This is a genomic window from Planktothrix tepida PCC 9214, assembly GCF_900009145.1.
Lineage (GTDB): Bacteria > Cyanobacteriota > Cyanobacteriia > Cyanobacteriales > Microcoleaceae > Planktothrix > Planktothrix tepida.
Map to the genome: position 1 here is coordinate 694,206 of NZ_LN889782.1, position 18,010 is coordinate 712,215.

Here is an 18,010-nt window from a genome sequence, read left to right on the forward strand (position 1 = left end):
AGGATTTTTTTATTCCCAAACACCGATTTTTGCCAGAATCTCTACAGTCTGTTAAAACCACCAGCACCACAATTTCCGTTTTCCATTGGGTCGAATTGTACGCCAATTCAATTTAGCCATGGCTAATTGTTCATCACTCACAATGGCATGGGTTAGATTAGCACCACAGAGATTAACACCCCGCAAATTTGCTCGATTTAAGCAGGACTCTCTGAGATTAGCACCGCGTAAATCAGCCCGTTCTAAATTAGCATTACTTAAATAAGCTTTAACTAATTGAGCATTCCGAAAATTCACGTCTGTTAATCGGGCGCGACCAAAATTTGCCTCTGTTAAATCGGCTCCTTGAAAATTGCTATTACTTAAACGGGATTCGTAAAAATTAGTCCCCGAAAAATCAAAATTTTCTAAATTTAAACCGCTTAATTCACAGTCTGCAAAATCACGTCTTCCTTTAACATAGGCAGTTTTTAATGTGTTTTCATTCCATTTGGGCGTTGTCGGGGGAAGACTGCTTTTAGTATTATTAGAAACCGTGTCATAAATCATGGTTCTGGGAGAACCTTCCGTCGCACTCATGCCACTAACAAAAGAGTTATCATCATAAATATCCGTATCCCCACCCAAATTGCCCTGTTTTTTCTTCGCGACTCGCTGATTTCTGGCTCGAATTTGGGCAGCCATACGCTGTGAAGGTAACATCAACGAGGTGTTGGGTTCATTTAAAAAAGTAGATTCATTTGTAGAGTTTGTTAATTTGGGGTTAGGAGTCGAGGTAGATTTTTGCTGCGTTACCATCCCTTCTGCCAACATTCCATAACTCGATTCAGAATCTAATGCCCGCAGAACATCCTGCGCCGATTGATAGCGATATTGTACAGAAAATTCTAACATCCGTTGCAATATATTGGCAAAGAAATCACTAACATCTAAATGGGGAAGCCACATAATTTCCCCCGTCACTGAATTGCTTTCAAACGAATTAGGAGACTTTCCAGTCATTAAATAAACACAAGTCATCCCCACTGCATAAATATCACTGGCATAAACTGGACGTAAGGCCATTTGTTCAGGAGGAGCAAACCCCGATGTGCCAATGGCAAAATTAGTAAAAGCAGTTTGTCCAGTTCCCATCATGGTTGCTTGATTGACTTGATCTTTTACCGCTCCAAAGTCAATTAAAACCAAATTTTGATCAATTCTCCGTCGCAAAATATTAGCAGGTTTAATATCTCGGTGAATAACTTCTTGACTATGAATATAATTCAACAATGGTAAAATTTCGCGCAGGAATTTTTTGGCTTGTGCCTCGTTAAAAACTCCTTTTTCTTTGACTTCTTGTTTTAAGGTATAACCATCAATATATTCTTGTACTAGATAAAATTGTTTTCCCCCAACAAAATAATCGATGAGGCGAGGAACTTGAGGATGATCACCAATTTTACCGAGGGTTTTTGCTTCCCGTTGAAATAACTCTCGCGCCATTTCTAAAATCCGGGCTGATGTAGCAGTAGGACGCAGTTGTTTAACAACACAACTCGGACGTCCGGGTAACGACATATCCTGAGCCAGAAAGGTTGCTCCAAACCCCCCTTTTCCCAAGGGTTGAATCACTTTATAGCGATTTCTCAACAACAATTTTGAACCACAAGCCTTGCACTTGAGGGCATCATCTACATTTTCTGGTTGAGGGCAGGCTGGATTGACACAGTAGCTCATGGTGTTTGAGATTGCTTTGTACCAGTGGACGGAGGACTTGCAAAACCCATACTAATCGAATTAAGCCACATCAAAGAACAACATAGGAGGTTCCTGGGAACTTTGACCTGAATGTAGGCTTTGGCATCACGATTTCAATCGATCTAACTCCCGTATCAAAAAAAGTTTCTCTCTACTTCTATTATCACTCCAGAATTGTTAACTTCCGTATCAGCTTTTCCAACCTATGTAAAGATTGAGTAAAGTCTAGCCATTTTTACCGGAATACATACTTGACACCAGGATAGCAGTTAGATCGATTAAATGGGTAGTTTGTTGGCTGTTGGCTGCTGACGGTTAGCAGTTGACGGGTTAGCTGACTCGGTAACTCCGATCTTCTGTAACAATAAACTAGGAACATTGAAAGCAAACAACGATGCGTATCTCTTTAAATTGGTTGCGAGAACTGGTGGATATCCAGATGACCCCCCAAGAGTTGGCAGAAACCCTCACGGTGGCGGGATTTGAAGTTGAAGATATAGAAGATTGGCGTTCCTGGGCTGATGGGGTTGTCCTGGGAAAAATTCTACAAGCCGAACAACATCCTAATGCGGATAAATTAAGAGTTTGTCAAGTGGATATTAGCGCTTCAGAACCCCTGAATATTGTTTGTGGCGCTCCTAATGCAGCCGCAGGAATGGTGGTGGCTGTAGCAACTTTGGGAACTTATTTACCTAAAATTGATTTAACGCTGAAAAAAACAAAATTGCGGGGGGTTCCTTCAGAAGGAATGATTTGTTCCTTAGCGGAATTAGGACTAGAAAAAGATTCTTCAGGAATTCACAGTTTTGACCTTGAAAACCCGATTTTAGGCAGTGATGTTAGACCGTTATTAGGGTTAGATGATGTAATTTTAGATGTCACTGCAACGGCTAACCGAGCGGATGGCTTAAGTATGGTGGGAATTGCCCGTGAAATTGCAGCTTTAACCGGGGCTAGTTTAAGAATTCCTGAAGCGGCTGGAGTATTAATTGAACAGTCGGAACAATCTCAATCGTTATCGATTAAAATTGCTGATAAACAAGCTTGTCCGATCTATATTGGGACAATAATTGAAGGAGTCAAGATTGCCCCTTCTCCTGATTGGTTACAACGACGATTACAAGCGGCGGGTGTTCGTCCCATTAATAATGTTGTTGATGTCACGAATTATATTTTATTGGAATGGGGACAACCGCTTCATGCCTTTGATTTAGATCGTCTCAAACAAGTGACTTCCTCTCCAGATTTAACTATTGGTGTGCGCTTTGCTAAACTTGATGAATCGATTAAAACTTTAGATGGTCAAACCCGGAAATTACAAGAGCAAAATCTGTTAATTACGGCTAATGATTATCCCGTAGCTTTAGCCGGAGTTATGGGAGGGGAAGAAACAGAAGTTTTTGAAGGAACCCAAAATTTACTGTTAGAAGCTGCTATTTTTGCACCCATTGCAATTCGTCGTTCTGCACGGTCGCAAGGTTTACGCAGTGAGTCGTCTACCCGTTATGAGCGAGGGGTTAATCAAGCTGAATTAGCATTAGCTTGTCGGCGGGCTATTGTATTATTAAAAGAGTTAGCTTCTGGCACTTCAACTCGTCAAGAAACTGATAGCAGTGGCATAGAATTACAGATTCCAGAAATCTCCTTAAGATTAGATCGAATTAATCAGGTTTTAGGACAACTTAAACGGGGACAAGGAACAGCAGCCGAATTCTATTTATTACCGGAAAAAGTGGAAGGAATTCTGACTGCTTTGGGTTGTGGATTAGTCAGAGATCCAAATAGTGATTCTGTAGCTTGGAAAGTCACCGTTCCCCCCTATCGTTATCGAGATTTGGAACGGGAAATTGATTTAATTGAAGAAGTTGCTCGTCTCTACGGATACGATAATTTCTGTGAAACTTTACCCAGTCAAGGGGTATGTGGTTATCTGCCCTTAGAACAGTTAGCAATGCGACAAATTCGGGCGACTTTCCGAGGGCAAGGATTAACGGAATTAATGCACTATTCCTTAGTGAAAACAGAAGGGAAAAATCAAGTTGTTTTAGATAACCCTTTGTTTGTGGAATATTCGGCATTACGCACGGAAATGTTAACGGGGTTAATTGATGCTTTTGTTTATAATTTACAAAATGGTAATGGGCCGTTAAATGGCTTTGAAATCGGTCGAATTTTCTGGAAAGAAGGGGATAAATATAAAGAACAAGATGCTTTAGCGGGTATTATGGGAGGCGATCGCAGTTTTGGGCGTTGGGTTCGCAGTGCTCAAGAACAACCGATGACTTGGTTTGAAGCGAAAGGTATTTTAGAAGCGGTATTTCAGCGCTTAAATTTAACCGTTGAATATAAACCGGAATCTACAATAGAACAGTTACACCCTGGACGCACCGCTTCTTTATGGTTACAAGGAAAACGCTTAGGCATTTTCGGACAATTGCATCCTCAATTGTGTCAAAAACAGGATCTCCCGAATCAAGTTTATGCCTTTGAATTTCAGTTATCAATATTATTAGAGGCGATGAACCGTCCTTCTAATTTAGTTCGGAAATTCAAACCTTTTTCAACATTCCCAGCATCGGATCGAGATATTGCCTTTTTCGTCCCCGTTGAAGTTCCCGTGTCCGACCTGGAACGCTGTATTACCAAAGCCGCAGGAAATCTATTAGAATCGGTGGAAGTTTTTGATGAATATCGGGGTAAAAATGTCCCGGAAGGTCAACGCAGTTTGGCATTTCGTTTAGTTTACCGGGTGAGCGATCGCACGTTAACTGATACGGATATTGACCCCGTGCAACAAAAAGTCCGAGATGCTTTAGTTCAGCAATTTAACGTTAATCTCAGAAGTTAGGTGTTTGTCCTGGGGGCGGGGGGACTTGCGGGCGGGAAAACCCCGCCCCTACAAATAACAGATAACAGTCAACTATCAACCATCAACAACTATGCCAAAATATGTCATGTTTGGAACCTATTGCGAGGATGTTCTGGAAAAGCGGGAACCCTATCGGGCGGCGCATTTGGAAGGATTAAAACAACAAAAAGAATCGGGTGTTTTATTAACCATTGGCCCGACTCAGGATGTCACAAAGGTATTTGGCATTTATGAAGCCGAAGATGAAGCAACGGTGCGTCAGTTAGTGGAGTCTGACCCCTATTGGCAAAATGGGATTTGGACAGAATATGAGGTCAAAGCCTGGATACAAGTTTATTAAGGAAAAAAATTGCGATCGCACACTCCTCTATATTTATAGATGAGCGATCGCAACTCTATATAATCAAACCACCCCAGAATACTTTTACGTTTCATGGGGTGGAGGCGAATTTAGAGTTTTTTATTCAATCTATCCGAGGAATATAGCTTAATGAGCTTTTTTGCGACGAGACATTGCTAAAGCAGCACCGACTACACCTAAACCTAAAACGGTTGTGGGTTCAGGAACAGCCGTAGCTACTACTTTAAAGTCTGGGCCGTTGTAGCTTGCTAGGCTGGTCAACCGCAGACCTTTGAACGATTTGGCATCGGTTACGCCTAAGTCTAACAAACTGAGACCTAAAGAACCTACTTTTTGGATCTCCGTAATTTCTTTGGTATCGAGTTTATAGCCAGCGTTTTGCCATGTTTTTGAATCTAAGTTAACGACCGACCCAAATGAGCCATCAGTAAGCACAGCTTGAACATCCAGTTTGCTGTTTTTACCCCGTTCAAAGAACAGGAAATTATCTGCTGGTTTTGCAAAGAACAAGTCCAGGGTGAAACTGCCTGTGTCTTCTGTATCGACAATATTGCTTAAGTTCAGATTGCCCAATGAGGTGACTAAATTGCTTGCTGTGGGCTTTTCTACTCTAATTCCTGAAGCATTATCCCCTTTATCGCTACTGGCAGCCCCAGTATTACCCCCTGTCCATATATCATTTTGAATAATTTTAACATCATTAACCAGGGAGAAATTACTATAGGTTTTACTGTTAAATTCAACTGATTTTAAGGTAATGTCCTTTGTCCAAGTTGTCGTGTCGGTTGTGGAATAGTTGGTTGTGAAGGTAAAGGCTTGAGCAGATGTAGCGTAAACACCTGTTAAAGCCAAGGTTGAGATGAAAGTGGTGAAGAATCTAGTTTTCATTTGGAACTCCTGTGTGTGAATATCCTACTGGTTACTGTTACCCTGAACTCTTGACCTGGTTGTTCTGGTTGTCTCCCTAGATGGGGGACATCTCAGCAACCAGAGTGATTCATACAAGCTGTTATTACCACAATAGCAAACCCTATTGCTTTGTCACCCCATTCCCGAAAAATTCTTGTAAGTTTTACAGAACTTTTATAGTTCTAAGCTTTTATTTAAAGAATTAACCCCATTATTTTTTTTCACCAGGACAAGCCCTATCTATATTATAGGAAATGGGGGGAGGTTCTATCAAATTCAAATCTTCCGAATCTGCACCCGATCTTGAGACTCCTCATCTCCTTAGAACCACGGAGGTTCAATCCGGGATTAAATCCAACTTTTAGAGGTAATGAGGTAAATATTAATATCTGAATGTATATATTTGTTAATCTTATATAAACTGCAATATTGATTCTATCTTGAGTGCTAATCTCAAACCCAGGCTGAACCTTTGAATCTATGAATCAGATTATTATTTTTGACTTTGATGGAACTTTAGCGGATACCCTACATACGGTGGTTACAATTACCAATCGTTTATCAGGGGAATTTGGTTATTCCCCGACTAACCCTGAAACCCTCGCTCAAATTCAAAATTTAAGCTCTTGGCAGATTATTCAACAATCGGGGATTTCCCGATTTAAACTGCCTTTTTTACTGAAGCGAGTAATTTCTGAATTAAATCAGGATTTACAACAGATTCATTTATTCCCTACAATTCCTGAGATTCTCCGACAATTGCAGAAGCAGAATTATACTCTTTATATTATTACCTCTAACTCTAAAATTAATGTAATTACAATTTTATCTCGTTATAATTTAGTTAATTATTTCAAGAATATCTATTCAGGAATTAATTTATTTGGAAAACATAAAATCATTAATCAATTATTAAAACAAGAAAAAATAGAACCTCAGCAAGCTATTTATATTGGGGATGAAACGAGAGATATTAATGCAGCTAGAAAATCTAAAATTAAAAGTATTGCTGTGAGTTGGGGATATAATTCCGCCGAGGTTTTAGCCCGCCATCACCCCAATGCTTTAATTTCCCATCCTTCTGAACTGATTGCTGCTATTGAGAATATACAGGACTTACACAACTAGCATAATCGTTAAGGGGATTAATCAGGAAATAAATAAAGACAGCCCTGAAGGGCTTACTACAAGGGACGGCGGGGAATTTCATGGGTCAGGAAATCATAAGCCATATCTGTATTGGGAAAAATGGCTCTGGCTTCTGTTAATAAATCGTCTAAAATAATTGAATTTCCGGGAGCGTAACGGGGGCTAAAATGGGTCATCATTAACTGTTTAGCTCCGGCAGCTAACGCAACCTGTGCCGCCATTGTTGAGGTGGAATGTAATCGTTGAAAAGCCATTTCTGCATCTTGATGGGAGAACGTCGCTTCATGAACTAAAACATCCGCATCCTGCGCTAATTCCACCGCTCCTTCACAAAAAACGGTATCTGTACAATAAACAAATTTACGACCGATTTGAGGAACTCCACAAAGTTCTGTCCCTCGAATAGTACGACCATCAGCCAAAGTAACCGTTTGTCCTTGTTTGAGTTGAGCATAAATTGGCCCCGGTGGAATGCCTAATTTTTTGGCTTTTTCTACATCAAATCGTCCCGGTTTATCCTTTTCAATAATTCGATATCCAAAGGCTGTTACCCGATGTTTCAAATACCCACAAACCACTTGATATTCTTCGTCTTCAAAAATCATTCCCGGTTGAATAGTATGAACTTTAACCGGGTAAGAAAAATGGGTTTGAGAATAACGCACACAGGCTTGTAAATAATCTGATAATCCTGCTGGCCCATAAATATCAATGCGTTTGGCATTTCCCGCTAACCCACAACTGGCTAATAATCCCGTTAACCCAAAAATATGATCCCCGTGTAAATGGGTAATAAAAATTCGACTAATTTGGCTAACTTTTAAATCACTGCGAAGGAATTGATGTTGCGTTCCTTCCCCACAGTCAAACAACCAAATTTCAGCCCGTTGCGGTAAACGCAGAGCTAGACTGGAAACATTGCGCGATCGCGTCGGAACCCCGGAGCTAGTGCCTAAAAAAGTAATCTGCATTGACTCGCTCCTTCCATCTTCAAATACCAAAAAAATGTGCTATATAACCAAGGTGCAGTTCTAATCTATCCATCTTACCGGATCTGATCGCAACAATGATTTGTTCTGTTCCTCAATCCTGCAATCCTTTTGCCTCCTTCTCCACCTCCCTGCAACGGTTTAAGCGTTATTGGTGGACAACGCTGCTAATTTGGTTGTGTTGGGTAGCCCCAGCCCAAGCTCAATTATTATTACGAGTCGCCATTGAAGATGGGGCCAATCAAGTGAAAGTTGGTAGTACAACGAAAGCCATTGTCCGAGATGGTAACGGCCAAGCCCTAGGGGAATTAGTAGCCATGGGGGGCGGTGTAGCTCAAACAAAATCAGGAAAAGTCGCCTTGGGAAACTGGCAAGGTTCTCAACTTTGGATTGATCCGAGTAATAATGGGAATGTTTGGATTGGTAACGGTTGGTATCGGGGACGAGTGTTATTAGTGCCTCGCAATGGTCGTTTAACGGCAATTAATTATGTTGATTTAGAGGAATATCTCTACAGCGTTCTGGGGGCGGAAATGGATGGCGGATGGCCCCAGGAAGCCCTGAAAGCCCAAGCGGTTGCAGCCCGAACCTACGCCCTCTACAAGCGTCAACGCAGCAATGGTATTTTTGATGTTGGGGATGACCAAGGTTGGCAAGTTTATAAAGGATTAGTTACGGAATCTACCGGAACGGTGGCGGCGGTGAATGCCACAAGAGGACAGGTGTTAACCTATAACGGTCAAGCCATTTTAGCGGCGTTTCATTCTGCTTCTGGGGGACATACGGAAAACGTTGAGGACGTTTGGAATGAACCTTTGCCGTATTTACGGGGAGTCCCTGATTTTGACCAAGGAACCCCAGTGTTTGAGTGGACAAAAACCTTTTCGCAAGCGGATTTAAGTAAACGAATTTCGGGTGTGGGGAATGTTACGACGATGACCCCACAACGGACTTCAGCGTTTGGTAGTATTCTAGCGATGAAAGTCGTCGGCGATAAAGGGGCGCGAGTGATGAGTGGGGAGGATATTGCTTCTGCGTTAGGACTGCGTAGCACTCGGTTTCAAGTCAGCCGTAAAAGTGGAACCACGAGTTTTCAAGTTACAGGTCGCGGGTTTGGTCACGGCGTTGGCTTAAGTCAATGGGGCGCTTATAATTTAGCCCGTGCGGGATACAATTACCAGCAAATTTTAGCCCATTATTACCGCAATACGGCTTTAGCAAAAATTGAAGTTCGTTAACCCAGGTGTGTTCTCTTATTCTTAAAAAAAAAGCGCTGAAGGGCTTACAACGAGGGATTAAACCCATTGCCCGTTTCAACCAAGCTCAAACTCCCTTGTTAAGATGGACTCTAGTTAGCTTTAGCTGAATAAGATAGTCAAAAATATGAGTCAAAGAACAGAAGCGGAAGCGATTATTCGTACCCATGTCCTTTGGGCAATGGGAGGTGGCTTAATTCCTTTACCCCTAGTTGATTTTGCTGCGGTAACGGCGATTCAATTGGAAATGTTACAGCAATTAGCCCGTCTTTATCAAGTTGACTATTCCCAAAGTACAGGAAAAGCATTTGTTTCTGCTTTAACGGGAACCACCATTGCCCGTTTAGGAGCTAGTTTAGTTAAAGCAATTCCAGGGATAGGAACGATTATCGGAGGCGCATCCATGGCTTTGACTTCTGGGGCTTCAACCTATGCAGTGGGACAAGTTGCGATTAATCATTTTTCTAACTCAGGAAGTTTAAATAACTTTGCTGAAGAACAACTGAGAAAAGCCTACGATAGTGCGTTTGAAAAGGGGAAATCCTATGTTTCTGATTTAGAGAATGAAAAAGATCAAGCAGCGAATATCTATCAAGCTTTGGAAAAACTTGGAAAACTCAAAGAAATGGGGGTTTTAACGGAAGAAGAGTTCCAAGCTAAGAAAAAACAATTACTAGAACGGCTTTAAAGAGCTTTGAACCCTACTTCAAAATCAGGGTTTCTGTAACGGCTAAAATTTGATCAAATTGAAATTCATCAGCTAATTTTTTGAGGATTAATGCTAAGGCTGAATAGGATTCAGGAATTTCCTGAATTAACTCAAAAACCCGCTTTTCTTGAGTACATAATACCGCTTCATGAAACTCTTGAATCCAAGCCGGAGGCATTAATACTAAACAATCTAAGGTTAAATCTTCCGACGGTGAGATTCTTTCTAAATGGGAGTTTAAATAGCTTGGGGTTTGAGAGTCTGCATATTCATATTCTAAACCCAAATACTTTGCCATTTTTTCAAAGATAATATGATCTTGGAAGGGTTTACTCACAAAATCATCACATCCGGCTTGCAAAACTTGGGCACGTTCTTCTTTAAAGGCATTTGCTGTTAATGCAATAATAATAGGGGAATTTTCCGAGGTGGAATTTGCCCGAATGCGACGAGTTGCTTCAATTCCATCCATGATCGGCATTCGCATATCCATCCAAATTAAATGGGGTTGCCAACTTAAGCTTAATTCTACGGCTTCTTGACCGTTGAGGGCTTCTCGAACTTCAAACCCCGTTGTTGATAAAAGCTCCACTAAAACTTGGCGATTTTCGACGGCATCTTCAACAATTAAAATCCGATAGGTTGGTTGTCCTGCGACTAAACCCACCACAGATTTTTTAGAAAGTTGGGGTTGAATATCGCAATGGTCTGCCAAACCTGTTTTAATAAAAAATTTAACCCAAGTTCCTGTTCCTAAGAGACTATTAACGGTAATATTTCCTCCCATCATTTGCACAAATTGTTGACTGATGGGTAAACCTAACCCGGTTCCTTCTTTGGATTTTCGTCCTGTTTCTGTTTGTGCAAAGGCTTCAAATAATAAATCAATTTCTTCAGAGGCAATACCTGGGCCAGTATCCTCGACTTCAAAGGTAATTTTAATGGGTTCGGGTAAAACGTCTATAGGTTCTGAATTTTGAGCCTCCGTTGTGATAGATTTGGGAAAAATAGTGTCTTGTTTAACCCGTAAAATTACACAACCGACTTCTGTAAATTTAATCGCATTTCCCAATAAATTAATTAAGACTTGGCGAAGCTTACTTTCATCGGTTTTAATATATTGAGGTACATTTTGATCGCGTTCAAAAATTAAATTTAATCCTTTCATTTCTGCTTTTAATTCTAACATTTCTTGCAAGTTATTTAACAAGCGATAAAGATCAAAACTGGTTTCATTGAGTGTGAGTCGTCCCGCTTCTATTTTAGACATTTCTAAAACATCATTAATTAAATCGAGTAAATGTTCTCCACTGCGTTCAATAATTCGGAGATATTCCTGTTGGACAGAACTTAATCCTGAATGTTTCGCTAAAATTTGAGTAAAGCCTAAAATCGCATTCAGAGGTGTTCTTAATTCATGACTCATATTGGCTAAAAATTCACTTTTAGCATGGTTCGCTGCATCGGCTGTGTCTTTAGCTTCCTTCAATTGAGCTAATAATTTCGCTTGTTGAATGGCTACCCCTAATTGATTCGCAACTTGGGTTAATAAACTCACTTCTCTGGGTTGCCAATGACGGCTACTGGTATGTTGATAAGCTCCTAATAATCCCCATAATATTTCTCCTACAAAAACCGGAACTAAAATATAAGCTCGAATCTGAAATTGTTGTAAAACTTTGAGGGTAGAGGGGGATAAAGGGGCATTAAAAATATCATCAATAATTAAAGGCTGATGGTTTTGATATTGATCAATTTTGGGATATTTAAAATGAGTTTCTAACCATAAATTTTTATGTTCAGCTTGTTCTAAAGGAATGCCGCAGGACAGTTTAGATTCAAAAATAAATTCTCCGCGACGGTCGGATATAAAACGATAGACCACGACGCGATCGCATTGTAAAATTTGTCTGACTTCCTGGGTCGTTGCACTAAAAATTGTATCAATATCTAAAGTTTGACGAATCCGATCAATAACCCGTGCTAAAGCTCGTTCTTGTTCGGCAACTTTTGCCTGTTCTTCTGAACGTTTTTGAGCTTGGGTTAAGAGTTCTGCTTGTTGTAAAGCAACGCCTAATTGAACGGCAATTTTCCGCACAAATTCAATTTCTTTTTTTTGCCATTGACGAGGAGTTGAACATTGATGAATACATAATAACCCCCATAATTCATCCCCTTGAAGTAAGGCAATAACTAAATTGGCTTTAATTTGAAATTGAGCTAACAGTTGCACATAACAATCCGTTAAGTCCCCCTGATAAATATCAGGTAAAACCAAGACATGACCGAGGGGATAATTTTGAGCAAATCTTGCGCCAAAACAATGATCTTCTATCTCAGTTTCTAAAACCGAACAAAAGGGAAATAAAACATTTTCTGAAACAAATTTTCCGTAATTCCAATAGGAATTAGGCTCAAATTGAAATACAGCCACTCGATCAGCATTTAAAAGTTGACGAAGTTCAGAAGTGGCGGTTTGAAAAATCGTATTAATATCTAAAGTGCGACGAATTTTATCAATGACTTGGGCTAAAGCTCGTTCTCGTTCTGCTTCCTCCACTAAACTTTCGGCTTGGCGTCGCAATTCATCAGCTAATATGGTTTCTAAATCTCGTTTTTGCTTTTCCGTTTGGGCGAGTAATTCAGCTTGTTGAATTGCGACTCCCAATTGTCCGCCAATTTGAACTAAAAACTTAATTTCTGAGGTTTCCCAATGTCGAGCACTTTGATTTTGGTAGACCGCTAATAATCCCCATAATTGTTTCCCTTGATAAATTGCAATAATTGCATAAGCTTGGGCTTCATACCGTTCTAACGCTTGAATATAACAGGTAGAAAAATTAGCTTTATAAATATTGTCACAAACTCGAAAAACTTCTCCCCGTGTAAAATCTCCCCCTTGGGTTTCTTGTAAATAGCTATCAGTAACGTAGGGAGTTGCTAAATATTTCAGGCTACATTGACTAATATTAGCTCCAAATTGTGGATCATATTTTTGTTCTTCAATTAAAGATTTCCATCCTTCGGCTTTAGATTCAACTAAAAATTCTCCACTCCAGTCAGCATTAAATCGATAAATCACCACCCGATCAGCTTTTAAAAGTTGACGAACTTCTTGGGTTGTGGTTGTAAAAATCGTATCCAGTTGTAAGGATTGACGAATTTTATTAATAATAGCAGCAACAGCTTTTTCTCTTTCAACAGCCTGATTTACCGCTTGGGTTAAATATTCAGACTGCATTTGCAATTTTTTAACAAATTCTGCGTGTTGTAATGCCACGCCTAAATGGGTGGCAATTTGGCGGACAAATTCCATTTCCGATTCTTGCCATTCACGGGGGCTGGAACATTGATGAATGCACAGTAATCCCCATAAATTTTCCCCTTTCAGTAAGGGTGCAACTAAATTAGCCCTGATTTGAAATTGGGATAACATTTGGGCATAGCAACGCGGTAATGGTAACGTATAAATATCATCGGCTGCCCAGATTTTGCCATAAAAATAATAGTTAATATAATGTTCTCCAAAACAGTGATCTTTGATTTTTGCGGATAATGCTGAACGAAAATTGGGTAAAACATCTTCAGATACAAATTCTCCCCGTTGATATTGGGAATCTGGATCAAACCGATACATTCCCACCCGATCTGCATTCAACAATTGACGCACTTCAATCGCTGTAGACTTAAAAATACTATCTAAATCTAAAGATTCTCGAATTTTACTAATAACCGCAAATAGTGCTTTTTGTTGGGCCACTTGATAAGGTTCTGTACTCTTGGCTTTTTCGAGTTGTAATACCCGTTTTCGCAGGGTTTCAAGTTCCTGAATTAAGGGTGCTTCCGTCTCCTTATTGCTTGAAATTGGTTCAGGTTCAGACATAGGTTTTATTTAATAAAGTAACACTACAATTTCGACCTTGTTTTTTAGCTTGATAGAGGGCACGATCAGCCCATTCAATTAATAGAGAGGGACTAAATTGGAAATGGGGAATTAGGCAGGTAATTCCTAAGCTTAAGGTGATATAAGGGCTGACTTGGGAATGGTCATGAACCAGTTTTAGAGATTGTACTTTTTTTTGAATCGTTTGGGCAATTATTTCGGCTTCTAGGAGATCCGTTTCCGGTAAAATAACCGCAAATTCTTCCCCCCCATAACGAGCAACTAAATCTGTTGTCCGGGGAATGGCTTGACTAATGGCTTGGGCGATCGCGCGTAAACAATCATCTCCGGCTTGATGACCATAAGTATCATTATAGGATTTAAAGTAATCCACATCACACATGATTAAAGCCAGGGTTTTTTGTTCTTGACAAAGCTGCATCCATTGCTGTTGCAAATAGTGATCAAATTGTCGTCGATTTGCGGTTTGAGTTAATCCATCTAAATGAGCTAACCGTTGTAATTCTTGATTGAGTTTTTGGAGTTCAGATTGAGATTCTTTGAGAGCGATTTCAATTTCTTTTCGAGCTTTAATTTCTTGTTGTAATCGTTCATTTTTTTCTAAGAGTTGTTGATGTTGACTTCGGAGGGTGAGGTGGTTTTTAACCCGAACTAAAACTTCTTCAACTTGAAAAGGTTTGGTAATATAATCAACGCCTCCAACACTAAAAGCTTTGACTTTATCTAAAACATTATCTAACGCACTAATAAAAATAATGGGAATTTCGGCAGTCATGGGGTCAGATTTGAGAGCTTGACAGACTTCATAGCCATCAAGATCCGGTAACTTAATATCCAGAACAATCAAATCCGGTGGAGCAGCTTTAGCCGTTTTTAATGCCATTACTCCTTTTGTCACCCGTCTGACTTCATATTGATGTTCCATTAACATCGTTGATAATAGTCTTAAATTATCGGGTTTGTCATCAACTAATAAAATACTTCCTGGGGAAGATTGTGAATTTGCAAAATGAATCATTATAAACGACGGGGGACAGGTTAAAGTAAATAGGGAACCAGTTAATATGTGAAATTCGAGGGCTTAAAAAATCAAAAAATTGATTATTGATCGTTGCATCTATTTTATCAGAATTCTTAGCCGTTGATTAAAAGATGGATGTTTCTGATGATATTAAGGTCAAGGGGAATAGACCGCCCCTATTGAGCCGTTAACCGTATCACTAGGTAAGGATTTTAATTAAAAATCCGTAATTTTACGGATTGTTTTTCACCTCTAAAAGACTCAAGCTCTCCAATTTTCATCCAGATGTCATATCTCTGCCACAAGGATGTCATACTCGTCCTATATCTTAAGAAATATCAGGGCAGACAGAAACCAGTCCAATCCCTGAAACCCTTATAGATGAGGTATTAAATATGAAATCCGATTTTGATCCAGCAAATTCTTTAGAGTCCCGTCGTTTAGAGTGGACAGACGCATCTCACTCCGCTTCCCAACGTTCTCGGACACAATCTTTAAAATCTTTATCTTTAATCGTATTAGGAACAGGCTTAGGAATTGCAGGGGTGTCCCTGACTCATCAACTGCAACAACCTCCTCAGCCCACTCAACCCACTCAGCCAACGGTGGCTTCTCCCGCCGTACCTGCGCCGATTCCAACCCAGGTAAGTTCTATGTCAGGAACCATTGCTGATCCTGACCTGATCACTTCTGTTGTGGAACGCTTTGGGCCGGCTGTTGTGCGAATTAATGCCACAAAGACCGTTGAAAGTCAGGTTCCTGAAGGGTTTAATGATCCGTTTTTTCAACGGTTCTTTGGTTCCCAAATGCCCAATTCTCCTCAACAGGAAATTGTTAGAGGTTCAGGGTCAGGATTTATTGTCAATTCTAATGGTCGAATTATTACCAATGCTCACGTTGTCGATGGGGTAACAAAGGTCTCTGTTGTTCTTAAAGATGGTCGTCAATTTGAAGGAAAAGTCATTGGAACTGATCCGGTCACGGATGTTGCTGTTGTTCAAATTGAAGCGAATAATTTACCAACGGTTTCATTAGGCAATTCAGATGTCTTACAACCGGGGGAATTAGCGATCGCCATTGGCAACCCTTTAGGATTAGATAATACTGTAACAGTTGGTATTGTTAGTGCCACAGGTCGTTCGGGTAGTGAAGTCGGAATTCCTGATAAACGAGTTAGTTTTATTCAAACCGATGCCGCTATTAATCCAGGGAATTCTGGGGGGCCGTTACTCAATCAAAAAGGTGAAGTGATTGGGATGAATACGGCGATTATTCAAGGCGCCCAAGGATTAGGATTTGCAATTCCGATTAACCAAGTTCAACATATTGCGGAGCAAATTTCGACGAAAGGGAAAGTCGAACATCCTTATTTAGGAATTCAGATGGTAACGCTTTCTCCTGAAGTCAAAGAAAGTTTAAATCAAGATCCCAATAGTCCAATTAGTGTGAATGAAGATCGCGGGATATTAATTGTTCGAGTCATCCCCAATTCCCCTGCTCATCAATCAGGATTACGCGCTGGAGATGTAATTGTTCAAGTTGAAAATAAACCTGTTACCAAAGCCGATGAAGTTCAACAAGCCGTTGAAAATGTAACGGTCGGAAGTTCGTTAAAAATGCAAATTCAACGCCAAGGTCAACCCTTAAATTTAGAGGTAAAAACCGGAGCCATCCCAACCCAAGAATCAGTAATCAATAATCAATAACAGTATTCAGTTATCAGTTTCCAGCCTTCAGCACTCAGTCTCTAACCCCTAATTAACAACCCTCAACTATTGACTGATAACTGATAACTGATAACTGATAACTGATAACTGATAACTGATAACTGATAACTGATAACTGATAACTGATAACTGTTAATTAATCGGATCATGAACCGTTACTAATTTTGTCCCATCGGGAAAGGTCGCTTCTACCTGAACTTCATGAATCATTTCAGGAATGCCTTCCATAACCTCTTCCCGCTTTAAAATTGTTTTTCCATAACTCATTAATTCAGCCACAGTGCGTCCTTCCCTAGCTCCTTCTAAAATAGCAGCAGTAATATAAGCAACAGCTTCAGGATAATTCAATTTTAATCCTTTTTCTTTGCGTCTTTCTGCTAATAAAGCAGCCGTAAAAATTAAAAGTTTATCTTTTTCTTGGGGAGATAATTGCATAAATAATCCTTGCGGAATTTTAACAGATTAAATTTGCCAGACACGAGGTTTAGCGATCAATTGTCCGGTATAATTTTGACGAAGTAACCGCCAAACATCCGTAAACCAGTCTATCACCTCTTGGGTGGAATTTCCCCGATAGCGACAGAGTAATCCTGATATTAATTGAGTCACTCCAGCTTGGCTAGAAGTTTCTCGCTGTTCCCACAGTTGTCGTATCCTTTGAATTAGATCTTCAGCAATAGGTTGTCCAACCCAAGTTAAGGTAGCAATTACAGGTTGTCCTCCTAAACCATGAGGACTATTTAATAAATCTTCATGGGCTATTAATCCCTGTCGATCAATCCAAAGTGGACGATTATTTTGCCAGATTTCTGTACAGGATTTCCACTGTCCTTGGGTGAAAGTTTCTCCCCGTGCAGTTCGTCCAAATCGAGTAATTTCCCATCCTAAATAACACCCTGAAGGAGCTAAATTAACTTGTATATTTTGGCTAAAGATTGCCCCATTAAAAATGATACTTTCACGGGGAATAAATTCTAAATAGGCGTTATCGTGAACTTCTATCTTAATATTTTGTTGGCTAATTTCTCCCGGACTGCGATAAATTTTGCTGGCGGCTGGTGTGGTTAAGACGACTTGAGTTTCTGGTTGTAAATTAATCGTTTGAGATAAGCGATCGCCTCCCACAATTCCTCCAGCAGTATGTAAAATAATACTGTGGCAAATTGCTTTTCCTTCAGGATAGAAAGAACGCTGAATTTTTAAGGGTGCTTGGCTATAAGCTTTTAATAATTGAGTAGAATCACCAATTTTTTGATAGTCTAATTCCAAAATACCATGCCATTGAGAGGAATTTAGTTTTAAATTAATCATATTAATCTTAAACGTAGTAAGCCCTTTAGGGCTTTCTTACAAATGATTTAACACCAACTACAATC

13 protein-coding genes are annotated in these 18,010 nt (G+C 39.9%); 6 read left to right on the forward strand and 7 right to left on the reverse strand.

Annotation, left to right across the window (positions count from 1 at the left end; genetic code table 11):
• Positions 1 to 51 precede the first annotated feature (51 nt).
• Positions 52 to 1,719 carry a serine/threonine-protein kinase gene (locus PL9214_RS06000; RefSeq protein WP_072717901.1) on the reverse strand — a complete coding sequence of 556 codons (1,668 nt, stop codon included), beginning with the start codon at positions 1,717 to 1,719 and terminating at the stop codon, positions 52 to 54.
• A 415-nt stretch (positions 1,720 to 2,134) separates the two neighbouring features.
• On the opposite strand from PL9214_RS06000, the gene pheT reads away from it, so the two are divergent.
• Together pheT and PL9214_RS06010 are read left to right on the forward strand one after the other, a co-directional pair.
• The gene (gene pheT, locus PL9214_RS06005) at positions 2,135 to 4,588 is read left to right on the forward strand and encodes a phenylalanine--tRNA ligase subunit beta (RefSeq protein ID WP_072717902.1); all 2,454 of its coding nucleotides are present in this window, start codon (positions 2,135 to 2,137) and stop codon (positions 4,586 to 4,588) included.
• 91 nt (positions 4,589 to 4,679) lie between these two features.
• Complete coding sequence (locus PL9214_RS06010) at positions 4,680 to 4,949, forward strand: YciI family protein (RefSeq protein WP_072717903.1); 270 nt, start codon at positions 4,680 to 4,682, stop codon at positions 4,947 to 4,949.
• A gap of 147 nt (positions 4,950 to 5,096) precedes the next feature.
• On the opposite strand, the gene PL9214_RS06015 is transcribed toward PL9214_RS06010, so the two are convergent.
• Positions 5,097 to 5,858 carry an exosortase-dependent surface protein XDP2 gene (locus PL9214_RS06015; protein WP_072717904.1) on the reverse strand — a complete coding sequence of 254 codons (762 nt, stop codon included), beginning with the start codon at positions 5,856 to 5,858 and terminating at the stop codon, positions 5,097 to 5,099.
• A gap of 501 nt (positions 5,859 to 6,359) precedes the next feature.
• Here PL9214_RS06015 and PL9214_RS06020 point away from each other — a divergent pair.
• Entirely contained in the window at positions 6,360 to 7,007 is a 648-nt protein-coding gene (locus tag PL9214_RS06020) for an HAD hydrolase-like protein (protein ID WP_072717905.1), read from the forward strand.
• A gap of 56 nt (positions 7,008 to 7,063) precedes the next feature.
• On the opposite strand, the gene PL9214_RS06025 is transcribed toward PL9214_RS06020, so the two are convergent.
• Positions 7,064 to 7,999 (reverse strand): ribonuclease Z, encoded by a 936-nt coding sequence (locus PL9214_RS06025; protein ID WP_072717906.1) that lies wholly within the window; start codon positions 7,997 to 7,999, stop codon positions 7,064 to 7,066.
• Positions 8,000 to 8,094: 95 nt separating this feature from the next.
• On the opposite strand from PL9214_RS06025, the gene PL9214_RS06030 reads away from it, so the two are divergent.
• Both PL9214_RS06030 and PL9214_RS06035 read left to right on the forward strand, forming a co-directional pair.
• Positions 8,095 to 9,255, forward strand: a complete 1,161-nt coding sequence (locus tag PL9214_RS06030) for a SpoIID/LytB domain-containing protein (protein ID WP_072717907.1) — start codon at positions 8,095 to 8,097, stop codon at positions 9,253 to 9,255.
• Between the two features lie 145 nt (positions 9,256 to 9,400).
• A complete protein-coding gene (locus PL9214_RS06035) occupies positions 9,401 to 9,961 on the forward strand; it encodes a DUF697 domain-containing protein (protein ID WP_072717908.1) in 561 nt (186 codons plus the stop codon).
• 13 nt (positions 9,962 to 9,974) lie between these two features.
• Here PL9214_RS06035 and PL9214_RS06040 read toward each other — a convergent pair whose 3' ends face one another.
• Positions 9,975 to 13,865, reverse strand: coding sequence for a GAF domain-containing hybrid sensor histidine kinase/response regulator (locus tag PL9214_RS06040; protein WP_072717909.1), 3,891 nt, complete (start codon positions 13,863 to 13,865; stop codon positions 9,975 to 9,977).
• Entirely contained in the window at positions 13,858 to 14,904 is a 1,047-nt protein-coding gene (locus PL9214_RS06045) for a diguanylate cyclase domain-containing protein (RefSeq protein WP_072717910.1), read from the reverse strand. Before PL9214_RS06045 ends, PL9214_RS06040 begins: the two co-directional genes overlap by 8 nt.
• Positions 14,905 to 15,302: 398 nt before the next feature.
• Between PL9214_RS06045 and PL9214_RS06050 the strand changes: the two genes are divergently transcribed.
• Positions 15,303 to 16,613 (forward strand): HhoA/HhoB/HtrA family serine endopeptidase, encoded by a 1,311-nt coding sequence (locus PL9214_RS06050; RefSeq protein ID WP_072717911.1) that lies wholly within the window; start codon positions 15,303 to 15,305, stop codon positions 16,611 to 16,613.
• A 153-nt stretch (positions 16,614 to 16,766) separates the two neighbouring features.
• On the opposite strand, the gene ureA is transcribed toward PL9214_RS06050, so the two are convergent.
• A complete protein-coding gene (gene ureA, locus PL9214_RS06055; protein WP_072717912.1) occupies positions 16,767 to 17,069 on the reverse strand; it encodes an urease subunit gamma in 303 nt (100 codons plus the stop codon).
• Positions 17,070 to 17,096: 27 nt separating this feature from the next.
• On the reverse strand, positions 17,097 to 17,945 hold the full coding sequence (locus PL9214_RS06060; protein ID WP_072717913.1) for an urease accessory protein UreD: 849 nt from the start codon (positions 17,943 to 17,945) through the stop codon (positions 17,097 to 17,099).
• Positions 17,946 to 18,010: the final 65 nt, after the last annotated feature.

Bases quoted from the DNA above. Each gene is read 5' to 3' on its own strand.
- PL9214_RS06000 (WP_072717901.1), bottom strand. From the start codon at position 1,719: ATGAGCTACTGTGTCAATCCAGCCTGCCCTCAACCAGAAAATGTAGAT.
- pheT (WP_072717902.1), top strand. From the start codon at position 2,135: ATGCGTATCTCTTTAAATTGGTTGCGAGAACTGGTGGATATCCAGATG.
- PL9214_RS06010 (WP_072717903.1), top strand. From the start codon at position 4,680: ATGCCAAAATATGTCATGTTTGGAACCTATTGCGAGGATGTTCTGGAA.
- PL9214_RS06015 (WP_072717904.1), bottom strand. From the start codon at position 5,858: ATGAAAACTAGATTCTTCACCACTTTCATCTCAACCTTGGCTTTAACA.
- PL9214_RS06020 (WP_072717905.1), top strand. From the start codon at position 6,360: ATGAATCAGATTATTATTTTTGACTTTGATGGAACTTTAGCGGATACC.
- PL9214_RS06025 (WP_072717906.1), bottom strand. From the start codon at position 7,999: ATGCAGATTACTTTTTTAGGCACTAGCTCCGGGGTTCCGACGCGATCG.
- PL9214_RS06030 (WP_072717907.1), top strand. From the start codon at position 8,095: ATGATTTGTTCTGTTCCTCAATCCTGCAATCCTTTTGCCTCCTTCTCC.
- PL9214_RS06035 (WP_072717908.1), top strand. From the start codon at position 9,401: ATGAGTCAAAGAACAGAAGCGGAAGCGATTATTCGTACCCATGTCCTT.
- PL9214_RS06040 (WP_072717909.1), bottom strand. From the start codon at position 13,865: ATGTCTGAACCTGAACCAATTTCAAGCAATAAGGAGACGGAAGCACCC.
- PL9214_RS06045 (WP_072717910.1), bottom strand. From the start codon at position 14,904: ATGATTCATTTTGCAAATTCACAATCTTCCCCAGGAAGTATTTTATTA.
- PL9214_RS06050 (WP_072717911.1), top strand. From the start codon at position 15,303: ATGAAATCCGATTTTGATCCAGCAAATTCTTTAGAGTCCCGTCGTTTA.
- ureA (WP_072717912.1), bottom strand. From the start codon at position 17,069: ATGCAATTATCTCCCCAAGAAAAAGATAAACTTTTAATTTTTACGGCT.
- PL9214_RS06060 (WP_072717913.1), bottom strand. From the start codon at position 17,945: ATGATTAATTTAAAACTAAATTCCTCTCAATGGCATGGTATTTTGGAA.